The sequence below is a fragment of the Methylomonas sp. 2BW1-5-20 genome, from assembly GCF_052474515.1.
Window position 1 is genome coordinate 4,180,713 of sequence record NZ_CP184127.1, and the last position, 11,927, is coordinate 4,192,639.

An 11,927-nucleotide genomic window follows, 5' to 3' on the forward strand; every position below is an offset into this window, starting at 1 on the left:
GGTTTCCCTCCATGGCTGCTTTTAACCGGTCTCGGTTTCCTTGTCCTCGTCGGCCGACATATCGGATATCTCCTTCAAACGCGCCACGGCCTTGAAGTTGACGCTGCCTTCCGGATACTGACCTTCCGCATTGATGGTGCCGGCTTCTTGTCCGGTTAGCAGGCTTAACGCTTCGTCGACGTTCGACACCGTATAAATCGCAAACTGCCCTTGCTCGACGGCATCCACCACTTGCTGTTTCAACATCAGGTTACGTTTGTTCGATGCCGGAATGATCACAGCCTGCTTGCCCGTCAAACCGCGCGCAGCGCAGAGTTCGAAAAAGCCTTCTATTTTCTCGTTAACGCCGCCGATGGCTTGTACTTCGCCGTATTGATTGATCGAGCCGGTCATCGCAAAGCCCTGTTGTATCGGGGTGCGGGTCAAGGCCGAGATCAGGCAGCACAGCTCGGCCAGTGAGGCGCTGTCGCCATCAATGTGGCCGTAGGATTGTTCCATCGCGATGCTGGCGGAGATGGCCAGCGGAAATTGCTGGGCGTAACAGTGGCCGAGATAGCCGCTCAAAATCATCACGCCCTTGGAATGAATGGGTTGCCCCAATTCCACTTCCCGCTCGATATCGACAATGCCTCTGGAGCCGGGATGCACGGTGGCGGTGATCCGCGCCGGCGCGCCGAAGCTGCTGCCGCCGATGTCCATCACCGTCAGGCCGTTGACCTTGCCGATGGCTTCGCCGTCGGTGTCGATCAGGATGGTGCCTTCCAGCATTTCTTCCAGGATGGCTTCCGCAATACGGCCGTTGCGTTGTTCCCGGGCCGCCAGCGCCAGTTCGATTTCGGTTTTATCGATTTGGCTGGCCTGGGTTTGTCCGGCCAGTAGATTGGCTTCGGCGATGATTTCCAGACAGCTGTTCACGTGCGCGGATAGGCGCTGCTGATTTTCCGCCAGCCGGCAACTGTATTCGATCAAGCGCAGCAAGGCTGCGTCGGTCAAGGCTTTGGCGCCGGAGTCGGCGGCATGCCGTTTCAACAATTGCACGAATTGGCCGACATTGTCCGGACTGCGTTTGATGTGATCATCAAAGTCTGCAAGCACCCGGAACATCTCGTTGAATTCGCTATCCAGCTCTTCCAACAAATAGTAAATATCGCGAGAACCGACCAGGATTACCTTGACGTTGAGCGGGATCACGCCGGGCTTCAGGGTGATGGTGTTGATGCCCAGCTCGGAATATGGCGACTCGATTTCGATGCGGCCGGCTTGCAGCGCCCGTTTCAGGCCTTCCCAGACAAAGGGGTAAGTCAGCACTTTTTCTGCGTCCAGGATCAGATAACCGCCGTTGGCGCGGTGCAGCGAGCCGGGACAGATGCGCCGGTAACTGGTGACCAGCGTGCCTTGGTCGCTGACATATTCGATGCGGCCGAACAGGTTTTGATAAATCGGATGCGGTTCGTAGATCACCGGCGCGCCGTTGCCGTCGTGTTTGCAGTCGACCAGGATGTTGGGCAGATATTGCTCGATCAGCGCCAGGCGCTTGGCAATGATCTCCCTGCTATCCTGACTGCGGCTGGGCATCAGTAACTCGCCGATGGTATTGCTCAGGCTTTTCTCGATTTCCGCCAGATAAGTAATGACGTCATCGACGTTTTGGTATTTGGTGTTCAGCTCGGCTAGCAGAGGCTCCAACGCCTGCTTGATGGTGTCGTTGTCGAGCTGACGGGTTTCTTCGACCAGCGTGCGCCGCCATTGCGGCAATTCCAGTAACACGTCGCCGAGATATTCTTCCAGTTCCTCGGTGTGTTGATGAAAAGCATCGCGCTCCGCTTGCGGCAGCAAGGTGAATTGATCTTCGTCCAGGGCTTTGTCGTTGCGAATCGGCAAAAAAGTGATGGTGTCGCTGTCGCGGTATAAGGCCACGCTCATCTCGCGGGCTTTTACATCGACCAGGTCGATCGCACTGTTGTAACGTTGGTTAAAACGCCGCTCTATCGTGGTTTTCTTTTGCTGATAACTGGGGCTTTCAAATGCGGCCGGAAAGGTGGCCAACACATCGTCGATCAGCTTTTCGATATCTTTGGCAAAACTGTGTCCTTCTCCTGATGGCAATTCGATGGCCACCGGCTCGCGCTGATTTTCGAAATTGTCCACATAGGCATAAGACAGCGGCGCTTCCTGCTGTTCGGCATAGGTGTTCAAATAATGACTGACCATGGACAGGCGCCCGGTGCCGGGATCGCCCATCACGAAGATGTTGTAACCTGGCGCTTTCATTGCTACCCCGAAGGCTAGTGCCGACTGGGCGCGGTGCTGGCCGAGGATGATACTTTGCTGCGCAGTTGGCGCGGTGCCGGGCAGATCGATTGCCAGCTTCAAGGCCGAGACCGGCAGTTTCAATTGTTCAAGCATGGCGCGGTTATTTGCTGTCCGGCATCGACAGCATGTGGCGCATGCGTTCGGCCTTGGTTTTCAGATATTCAAGATTGTCTTGATGAATGCGGGTTTCGATGGCGATGCGGTTGTTCACCTTAATCCCCAGCTTGGTCAGTTCGTCGATTTTCAAAGGGTTATTGGTGATCAGTTCGATGGAGCGCACTTGCAAGCTGTTTAAAATCAGCGCGGCTATGTCGTATTGGCGTTCGTCGGCCAGATGGCCGAGCTTGATGTTGGCATCTACGGTATCCAGGCCTTGGTCTTGCAGATTATAAGCCTGCAGTTTTTTCAGCAAGCCGATGCCGCGGCCTTCCTGGCGCAGATAAATCAGTACGCCGCAACCGGCAGTATTGATCAAATCCAGCGCCATATCCAGCTGTTCGCCGCAATCGCAACGCCGGGAGCCCAGCACATCGCCGGTAAAACATTCGGAATGGATGCGTACCGGTACGTCTTCCTTGCCGGCCACGTCGCCCTTGACGAAGGCGACGTGTTCTTTTTTATCGAGGCTGTTGCTGTAGTAGTGCAGAATGAATTCGCCGTGCTTGGTGGGAATCCGGGTTTGAACTTTATCTTCTATGCTTGCTTTCACTGATATTGAAATCCTTAATGCGCAGCTTATATGGGTAAAAGCCGACGACTGCATGGATGCAGGAGGTAGGGCAACGCCGGGAGCGGTTGCCGAGAGCCTTTCTGAATCGCTGATTCTGCAACGATTGAGAAAGGCTCCAGGCCTTGATGTTTGGCTTTACGGCGATATTGGGTTTTGTCGGCGTAGGTTTGTGTTTTGTTGAATTGATGGGCGAATTTCGCCACCGGATTTTTAATGGGTTTGTCGTGCAAACCCTTGCTGGGGTTTTGTTTTCTCATGCTTTTTTCTCCGTAAGCTATTAAAATAACGTTTTATTTGACCATAGATTGCCTGTGAAATTCCAGAAAGACTTTGATGTGATCGTAGTGGGCGGCGGCCATGCCGGTACCGAGGCGGCGCTGGCGGCCGCGCGTTCCGGTGCGCAAACCCTGTTATTGTCGCAAAACATCGAAACGCTGGGGCAGATGAGTTGCAACCCGGCGATAGGCGGAATCGGCAAAGGCCATCTGGTCAAGGAAGTGGATGCGCTGGGCGGTATTATGGCGCAGGCTATCGATAAAGGCGGCATACAGTTTCGCATCCTGAATGCCAGCAAAGGCCCGGCGGTAAGGGCGACGCGTGCGCAAGCCGACCGAATGTTGTACAAGCAGGCGGTACGCACCGCACTGGAAAACCAAGCCAATCTGGCCTTATTCCAGCAAACCGTTTCTGATTTGTTGGTTGAGGGCGACCGGGTGGTGGGTGTAAAAACCCAGATGGGCTTGGAGTTTAATGCTCGGGCCGTGGTGTTGACTGCCGGTACCTTCCTGGCTGGCCGTATCCATATTGGTTTGGAAAATTATAGCGGCGGCCGGGCTGGCGATGCGGCATCGATTGCCTTGGCGGAGCGTTTGCGTGAATTGCCCTTCCGCATCGGTCGTTTGAAAACCGGAACACCCGCACGCATCGACGGCCGTACCATCGATTACAGCAAATTGCAGGAACAGCATGGCGACACGCCGCTACCGGTGTTCTCGTTCATGGGCAACTGCGAGCAGCATCCGCGACAAATCTGCTGTCACATCACCCGCACCAATCAGGAAACCCACGACATCATCCGTTCCGGTCTGGATAGATCACCGATGTACTCCGGGATTATCGAAGGCGTGGGTCCGCGTTATTGCCCGTCTATCGAAGACAAGGTGGTGCGCTTCGCCGACCGCGATTCGCACCAGATTTTCGTCGAGCCGGAAGGCTTGACTACCAACGAAGTCTACCCAAACGGTATCTCCACCAGTCTGCCATTCGATATTCAGTACCGCTTCATCCGTACCATGCTGGGTTTTGAAAATGCGGAAATCGTCCGTCCCGGATATGCCATCGAATACGATTTCTTCGATCCGCGCGATTTAAAAACATCGTTGGAAACCAAGCATATGAACGCGCTGTTCTTCGCCGGTCAGATCAACGGCACGACCGGCTACGAAGAAGCCGCCGCACAAGGTTTGATCGCCGGCTTGAACGCCGCGCGTCTGGCCAAAGGTTTGGAAAGCTGGTGTCCTGGCCGGGATGAAGCTTACATAGGGGTGATGATCGACGATCTGATTACCCGCGGCACCGCCGAGCCTTACCGAATGTTCACCAGTCGCGCCGAATACCGCTTACAACTGCGCGAAGACAATGCCGATTTGCGTTTGACCGAACAAGGCCGCGAATTGGGACTGGTTGATGACGCTCGCTGGCAACGTTTTGAAGAAAAGCGTGAAGCCATTGCCAATCTGCAAGGCAAACTGGCCAAGAAATGGATACGCACCGAATCCGACGAAGCGGCACTGGCCGAAGAATTGTGGGGCAAAAAGCTGCTGAAAGAAGCCAGCTTGATGGAAATGCTGCGCCGACCGGAAGTGGATGTCGAGAATCTGCTGCGGTTCAGCGACGAAACCGAAGTAGACGAACAAGTTGCCGAACAGGTGGCGATTCAGGCCAAATACGCCGGTTATATCGATCGCCAACAAACCGAAATCAACCGCACGCTACGCTACGAGCACTTGAAATTGCCGGACAATGTGGATTACAGCCTAGTGTCGGGTCTGTCCAACGAAGTCAGCGAGAAACTGAAAAAACAGCGGCCGGAAACCTTGGGACAGGCCTCGCGGATTCCGGGGATTACGCCGGCGGCGATTTCCTTGTTGTTGGTGCATCTGAAAAAGAAAAGCGCTTGATGGATGCCTGTCGCGATAAGCTTGAGCTCGGCCTAAAAGCACTCGGGCTGGATGTCGGTGAGCATGGTAACGATGCTTTATTGCGTTTTATCAAACTGATAGCAAAATGGAACAAGGCCTATAACCTAACTGCGGTGCGCGATCCCCTGGAAATGGTGAGTCTGCACATCCTGGATAGCTTGGCGATTCTGCCCTTTCTCAATGGCTCGCGTGTCGCCGACATTGGCACCGGCGCCGGATTGCCGGGTATTCCGTTGGCGATTTGCCGGCCGGATTGTCAATTCACTCTGGTGGATTCCAACTCTAAGAAAACCCGCTTCGTACAGCAGGCCGTGCTGGAATTAAAACTAAAAAATGTCGACGTGGTGCATAGTCGCATCGAACTGCTGCAACCGGAAATCTTGTTTTCCACGGTAATCTGCCGGGCCTTCGCCAGCATGCCCGATATTATGCAATTGACCGGCCATTTGCTGGCCGAGGATGGGGTCTTATTGGCGATGAAAGGCCAGCAGCCCGAGCAAGAGCTGATAGACTTGGCCGAAACATACAGCGTGATTCCGCTGACGGTGCCCGGCATAGCGGCCGAACGCTGCCTGATTCGACTGGAGAAACCCAAGCATGGCTAAGATTATCGCGATTACCAACCAGAAAGGTGGCGTCGGCAAGACCACTACCAGCGTCAATCTGGCGGCGGCTCTGGCGGCTACCAAACGTAAGGTGTTGTTGATCGATCTGGACCCGCAAGGTAACGCGGCGATGGGATGCGGGGTGAACAAGGACGAGATTCAGTATTCCAGCTGCGAATTGTTACTTGAAGAAGTGCCGGTTTCCGAAATCGTCGTAAAGAATAAGCAGCTGGGATTTGATTTGATTCCCGGTAACGCCGATTTAACCGCCGCCGAAGTGCAATTGATGAGCGCGCAGCATCGGGAAAGGCGTTTGGCCGATGCCTTGATTACGATAAAAGATCAGTACGATTACATTTTGATCGACTGTCCGCCATCTTTAAATATGTTGACCTTAAATGCGATGGTGGCTGCCAACAGTGTATTGATCCCAATGCAATGCGAATATTATTCGCTGGAAGGCCTGTCGTCGCTGATGTCTACCTTGCGCAGCATTCGCGATAGCGTCAATCCTGGTTTGTATCTGGAAGGCATATTGCGGACCATGGTCGATAGCCGCAGCCGTTTGGGCAAGGATGTTTCGGATCAACTGATCGAATATTTCGGCGACAAAGTCTTTAGAACCACTATTCCCAGAAACATCCGTCTGGCCGAGGCGCCCAGTCATGGTGTGCCAGTATTGGCTTACGATAAGGCCTCGCGAGGCGCGATGGCCTATATTGCGCTAGCCGGCGAAATGATCAGAAAAGAGAAAGCGGCGAAAAAATGATGCAGAAAAAACGCGGTTTAGGGCGGGGGTTAAGCGAGTTGCTCGGCGATGTAAGTCAGCCGGTACAGGAAAAACCACAAGACTCGCAGAGCTTGCCCATTGAGTTTTTACAGCGGGGGAAATATCAGCCGCGCAAAGACATGGATCCCGAGAAGCTGAAGGAGTTGTCCGATTCGATTGCCGCGCAAGGCATTATTCAGCCGATTATCGTCCGTAAAATCAACAGCGAAAAGTACGAAATCATAGCCGGAGAACGCCGTTGGCGAGCGGCGCAATTAGCCGAGTTGCAAGATGTGCCGGTGCTGATCAAGGATCTCGACGATCGTTCGGTGATGGCGATAGCTCTGATCGAAAACATTCAGCGCGAAGATTTGAATGCGTTGGAAGAAGCCGAGGCCTTGCATCGTTTGCAGGACGAATTCGAACTCACCCATCAACAAATAGCCACTGCGGTAGGCAAGTCGCGTACGACGGTCACGAATTTATTACGCCTGCTGGAGCTAGCGGGCGAAGTGAAAGGCATGTTGGGCAAGGGTTTGTTGGAAATGGGGCACGCCCGTGCATTGCTGGGACTGGACGAAGCCAAGCAAGTCGAAATTGCCAATAAAGCGGTGAAACAAGGCTTGACCGTCAGGGCGGTGGAAAAGTTGGTGCGCGAACAGCATGAGGAAAAGCCGGCGGTTGTGAAAAAAATCGACCCGGACACCTTGCGCTTGCAACAAGACTTAAGCGAAAGAACCGGAGCAAAAGTGGAAATAAATCACCAAAGTAACGGTAAAGGGAAGTTGATTTTCAGTTACACCAACTTGGAAGAGTTGGAAGGCATTATTAAAAAAATCAATTGAGCGTTGGGTCACCTGCTTCAGAATGCGCAATAAATGTCGTATTTCGGTCACTGTCATGTACATTGTCGGGTTTGTTACATAGAAGTGCGGGCGATGTTTCCATGAATCAGTATGTTACGGATGGCATGCGGATTGCTTTAGGCGTTGGGATCGAAAGCTTGGCGTAAAACGCTGTTTCTCAACCGTGATTCCAGGGTGTGTTTAGATAGCCTTGGCAAATCAAAGAGGTGGAGAAGCTGGAAGGCCGTTGCCGGATGCGCTTACCTTGCTTTAGACGGGCTGGCTGGATATAATCGCCCAGCTCAAGACGAAAGGGGAAGTAAATGGCAGCTAGAAATCAATTTTCTACTGTCAGAAAAGTAGTTTTTGGACAAGTCCTGATGGCTGCATTGGTGGCGTCGGGATTTTTATTGATAGGCGGTTGGAAAAGTGCAGTGTCTCCGTTGCTTGGAGGATTCGTGGCTTTACTGCCCAATCTGTATTTTGCCTACAAAATCTATCTTGCCAAGGATTTGGGCGCGCAGGGTGTCGTCAATGCATTTTATGCAGGCGAAACGGTTAAGTTAATTTTGACGGTAGCCCTGTTTTCTATCGTTTTACAGATTCCCTCTGTTGATTTCTTAACGCTGCTGATGGGTTATGCTGCAGTGTTGTCGGTTTTTTGGTTTGCGCTGTTTTTGTGGCGTGATTAATTTTATTGCGAGGACAAATGAGTACTGAAGGTGGCGCAACAGGTTATATAGTCCATCACTTGACACCGTTATCGGTGGGTGAGGGATTTTGGACATTGCATCTGGATACCTTGTTTTTCTCCGCATTCTTGGGCGGATTGTTCATTCTATTCTTCAAAACAGTGGCGGAAAGAGCGACATCCGGTGTTCCGGGTCTGGCGCAAAATATTGCGGAAACCTTGGTAGAGTTTGTCGATACGCAGGTTAAGGATAGCTTCCACGGCCGTAGTCCTTTGATAGCGCCGCTGTCGTTGACGATTTTCTGCTGGGTGTTTATGTGGAATGCAATGGACATGCTGCCGGTGGATTTGTTGCCGATGATCGGTAGTTTGATGGGCATGGAGTACATGCGAGTTGTGCCGAGTACCGATTTGAACGGTACCTTCGCCTTGTCCATTAGCGTATTTTTCCTGATCTTCTTTTACAGCATCAAGGTTAAGGGATTGTGGGGATTTGCCAAGGAAATGACTTGTACGCCTTTCGGTCCGAAGATGATGCCGTTCAATCTGCTGCTGAAAACAGTTGAAGAATTGGCTAAACCCATCTCGCTGGGCCTGCGGTTATTCGGTAACCTATATGCCGGTGAGTTGGTGTTTATCCTGATCGCCTTGTTGCCGCCTATCGTTCAGCCTTTGCTTGGCTTCCCTTGGGCTGTATTTCATATTCTGGTTATTACGCTGCAGGCTTTCATATTCATGGTGTTAACCATCGTGTATTTGAGCTTGGCACACGAAGATCATTAATAGTTTTATTTTCAACTTTCATATCAATATTTAGGAGACACTATGGAACTCGCATCATTAATTGCCAACGTACAAGGCTTCACCGTTATCGCAGTTGGCATCATTTTGGGCTTGGGCGCAATCGGTACTGCTATCGGCTTCGGTCTGCTGGGCGGTAAATTCCTGGAAGGCGCTGCCCGTCAACCTGAGTTGGTTCCAATGTTGCAGGTCAAAATGTTCATCATCGCCGGTTTGCTTGACGCGGTAACCATGATCGGTGTTGGTCTGGCTCTGATGTTGACCTTCGCAAACCCATTCCTTTCAGCCGTTCAATCTGTCGCAGGTTAAATTTAGCAATTATCGGGTCGAGATGAATAGGCTGAGCCCTGTTCGCGTACCGATAGAATGACAACGGCATTACGAGGAAAGCATCAATGAGCATCAATGCTACTCTGATCGGGCAGATGATAACTTTCACACTTCTGGTTTGGTTTACCATGAAGTATGTCTGGCCACCGATCATTGCCGCTCTGGAAGAGCGCAAAACCAAAATTTCCGAAGGTTTGGCCGCGGCCGAGAAAGGCCAGGAAGAAATTAAATTGGCCGAGAAAAAAGCCAAGAGCCTGCTGAAGGAAGCAAAAGAACAATCGGCGGAAATCGTCAGTGCTGCGCAAAAACGCGCCAATCAACTGGTTGAAGAGTCGAAAGATCAAGCCAAGAAAGAAGGCGAGCGTTTGCTTGAAGCAGCAAAAGCCCAGATAGAGCAGGAAATGTTGCAGGCAAGAGAAAGTTTGCGCAAAGAAGTGTCTTCACTGGCGTTGCGTGCAGCTGAACAGATTTTGAAAGAAGAAATCGACAAAGCCAAGCATCAAGACATTCTCAGCAAAGCAGCGGATCAATTGGGTTAAGCAATGGCTGAATTATCGACATTAGCAAGACCTTACGCGGAAGCGGCTTTCAAGCGCGCCAAGGAGACTGCGGCGTCTAAGCAGTGGTCCGATTCGTTGACGTTTTTGTCTTTGGTCATACAGGATGAGGCATTGGCTACCATTGTCAAAAATCCCAGAGTTGGCAAGCAGCATACAGCACAGTTGATTCTGGATATTTGCCAGGATCAGATTCACGAAGAAGCCAAGAACCTTCTCAAAGTGTTGATAGAAAATGACAAACTGCCGTTACTGCCGCAAATTTCGGTGATGTTCGAGCAGTACAAGGCGGATGATGAAGGTTACGTCAATGTTGATTTATACAGTGCGTACTCGCTAACAAAAGCCGAGCAAGGCAAATATGTCGCCATGCTGGAAAAGCTTTTGCATAAAAAGGTCAATGCATCCGTTTCTGTCGATAAATCGTTAATTGGGGGCATTCTCGCCAAAGCGGGCGACAAAGTCATCGACGGTTCTATCAAAGGCCAGCTTCATCAATTAGCTAAAAGACTTTAAGAGTTAGAGCGGGAAAAATAAAATGCAATTAAATCCATCAGAAATAAGTGATCTGATCAAAAAGAAGATCGAGAACTTCGACGCCCAGGTTGAGGCACATACCGAAGGCACCGTAGTCAGTGTTACCGACGGTATCGTTCGGGTTCATGGTCTGTCGGAAGCAATGCAAGGCGAAATGCTGGAGTTCCCAGGCGGCTCTTTCGGTATGGCGTTGAACCTGGAGAGAGACTCTGTCGGTGTGGTGATGTTGGGTGCTTACCAACATATTACCGAAGGCGACACTGTCAAATGCACCGGCAGAATTTTGGAAGTGCCGGTAGGCGAAGCGTTGTTGGGCCGTGTGGTCGACGCATTGGGTAATCCAATCGACGGTAAAGGCGCAATCGAAACCAACTTAAAATCGCCGATCGAAAAAATTGCTCCTGGCGTTATCGCCAGACAATCTGTCGATCAACCGGTGCAAATCGGTTTGAAAGCGATCGACTCGATGATTCCCGTCGGCCGCGGTCAACGTGAGTTGATCATCGGCGATAGACAGACCGGTAAAACTGCAATTGCTGTCGATGCGATCATCAATCAAAAAGGCACCGGCATCAAATGTATTTATGTTGCCATCGGCCAAAAACGTTCTTCTATTGCCAACGTGGTTCGCAAACTGGAAGAGCACGGCGCGATGGAGCACACCATCATCGTGGTCGCATCAGCATCAGAATCCGCTGCGCTGCAGTTTATCGCGCCCTACACCGGTTGCTCGATGGGCGAATACTTCCGCGATATCGGTGAAGATGCACTGATTATCTATGACGATTTGACCAAGCAGGCTTGGGCATACCGCCAAATTTCCTTGTTGTTGCGCCGTCCGCCAGGTCGTGAAGCGTATCCGGGCGACGTGTTCTACATTCACTCGCGCTTGTTGGAACGTGCTGCCCGTATCAACGCGGCGGAAGTCGAAAAGCTCACCGATGGAAAAGTCAAAGGTAAAACCGGCTCATTAACCGCGCTGCCGATTATCGAAACTCAAGGCGGCGACGTTTCCGCATTCGTTCCGACTAACGTGATTTCGATCACCGACGGCCAGATTTTCTTGGAAACCGGTCTGTTCAACTCAGGTATTCGTCCTGCGGTTAACGCCGGTCTGTCGGTATCGCGGGTTGGCGGTGCGGCACAAACCAAAATCATCAAAAAATTGGGCGGCGGTATTCGTTTGGATTTGGCGCAGTTCCGCGAGTTGGCGGCATTTGCTCAGTTCGCTTCCGATTTGGATGAAAGCACACGTAAGCAAATCGAACGCGGTCAACGCGTTACCGAACTAATGAAACAAAATCAATACGCACCTATGTCGGTAGCGGATATGAGTGTTTCCTTGTATGCGGCTAACGCCGGGTTCCTGGATAGCTTGGAAGTAAAAAAAGTACGCGTTTTCGAAGCGGCTTTGCTCGACTTCATGCATGCCGACGAATCCGCTTTGATGGCTAAAATCAACGAGAAAGGCGACTATAACGACGAAATTCAAAAAGGCATACACAGTGCCATTGAGCGTTTCGTTAATACCGGTAGCTGGTAAAGGGT

At 51.6% G+C, this 11,927-nt stretch carries 13 protein-coding genes; 10 read left to right on the forward strand and 3 right to left on the reverse strand.

The window, feature by feature from the left end; all coding sequences use genetic code 11:
• Nucleotides 1–21: 21 nt before the first annotated feature.
• Genes ACH50O_RS19315 through ACH50O_RS19325 form a run of 3 tightly spaced genes read right to left on the reverse strand, consistent with a single transcriptional unit; the run spans nt 22 to nt 3,300 of the window.
• Nucleotides 22–2,406 (reverse strand): Lon protease family protein, encoded by a 2,385-nt coding sequence (locus tag ACH50O_RS19315; protein WP_446809377.1) that lies wholly within the window; start codon nt 2,404–2,406, stop codon nt 22–24.
• A gap of 7 nt (nt 2,407–2,413) precedes the next feature.
• Nucleotides 2,414–3,022 carry a GTP cyclohydrolase II gene (ribA, locus tag ACH50O_RS19320; RefSeq protein ID WP_446809378.1) on the reverse strand — a complete coding sequence of 203 codons (609 nt, stop codon included), beginning with the start codon at nt 3,020–3,022 and terminating at the stop codon, nt 2,414–2,416.
• A gap of 26 nt (nt 3,023–3,048) precedes the next feature.
• Entirely contained in the window at nt 3,049–3,300 is a 252-nt protein-coding gene (locus ACH50O_RS19325) for a DUF7230 family protein (protein WP_446809379.1), read from the reverse strand.
• Between the two features lie 54 nt (nt 3,301–3,354).
• Here ACH50O_RS19325 and mnmG point away from each other — a divergent pair, with 54 nt between their 5' ends.
• The 10 genes from mnmG (at nt 3,355) to atpA (ending at nt 11,922) form a co-directional block, all read left to right on the forward strand.
• A complete protein-coding gene (gene mnmG / locus ACH50O_RS19330; RefSeq protein WP_446809380.1) occupies nt 3,355–5,223 on the forward strand; it encodes a tRNA uridine-5-carboxymethylaminomethyl(34) synthesis enzyme MnmG in 1,869 nt (622 codons plus the stop codon).
• Complete coding sequence (gene rsmG / locus ACH50O_RS19335) at nt 5,223–5,849, forward strand: 16S rRNA (guanine(527)-N(7))-methyltransferase RsmG (protein WP_446809381.1); 627 nt, start codon at nt 5,223–5,225, stop codon at nt 5,847–5,849. Before mnmG ends, rsmG begins: the two co-directional genes overlap by 1 nt.
• Nucleotides 5,842–6,618 (forward strand): ParA family protein, encoded by a 777-nt coding sequence (locus ACH50O_RS19340; protein ID WP_446809382.1) that lies wholly within the window; start codon nt 5,842–5,844, stop codon nt 6,616–6,618. The genes rsmG and ACH50O_RS19340 overlap by 8 nt, the downstream gene beginning before the upstream one ends.
• Entirely contained in the window at nt 6,615–7,463 is an 849-nt protein-coding gene (locus tag ACH50O_RS19345; RefSeq protein WP_446809383.1) for a ParB/RepB/Spo0J family partition protein, read from the forward strand. The genes ACH50O_RS19340 and ACH50O_RS19345 overlap by 4 nt, the downstream gene beginning before the upstream one ends.
• Nucleotides 7,464–7,786: 323 nt before the next feature.
• Nucleotides 7,787–8,155, forward strand: coding sequence for an ATP synthase subunit I (locus ACH50O_RS19350; RefSeq protein WP_446809384.1), 369 nt, complete (start codon nt 7,787–7,789; stop codon nt 8,153–8,155).
• Between the two features lie 17 nt (nt 8,156–8,172).
• Nucleotides 8,173–8,937 carry a F0F1 ATP synthase subunit A gene (atpB, locus tag ACH50O_RS19355; RefSeq protein WP_446809385.1) on the forward strand — a complete coding sequence of 255 codons (765 nt, stop codon included), beginning with the start codon at nt 8,173–8,175 and terminating at the stop codon, nt 8,935–8,937.
• Between the two features lie 42 nt (nt 8,938–8,979).
• Complete coding sequence (gene atpE, locus ACH50O_RS19360) at nt 8,980–9,264, forward strand: F0F1 ATP synthase subunit C (protein WP_020484117.1); 285 nt, start codon at nt 8,980–8,982, stop codon at nt 9,262–9,264.
• An 86-nt stretch (nt 9,265–9,350) separates the two neighbouring features.
• Nucleotides 9,351–9,824, forward strand: coding sequence for a F0F1 ATP synthase subunit B (locus tag ACH50O_RS19365; RefSeq protein ID WP_446809386.1), 474 nt, complete (start codon nt 9,351–9,353; stop codon nt 9,822–9,824).
• A gap of 3 nt (nt 9,825–9,827) precedes the next feature.
• Entirely contained in the window at nt 9,828–10,358 is a 531-nt protein-coding gene (locus ACH50O_RS19370) for a F0F1 ATP synthase subunit delta (protein ID WP_446809387.1), read from the forward strand.
• A gap of 22 nt (nt 10,359–10,380) precedes the next feature.
• Nucleotides 10,381–11,922 (forward strand): F0F1 ATP synthase subunit alpha, encoded by a 1,542-nt coding sequence (gene atpA, locus ACH50O_RS19375; protein ID WP_446809388.1) that lies wholly within the window; start codon nt 10,381–10,383, stop codon nt 11,920–11,922.
• Nucleotides 11,923–11,927: the final 5 nt, after the last annotated feature.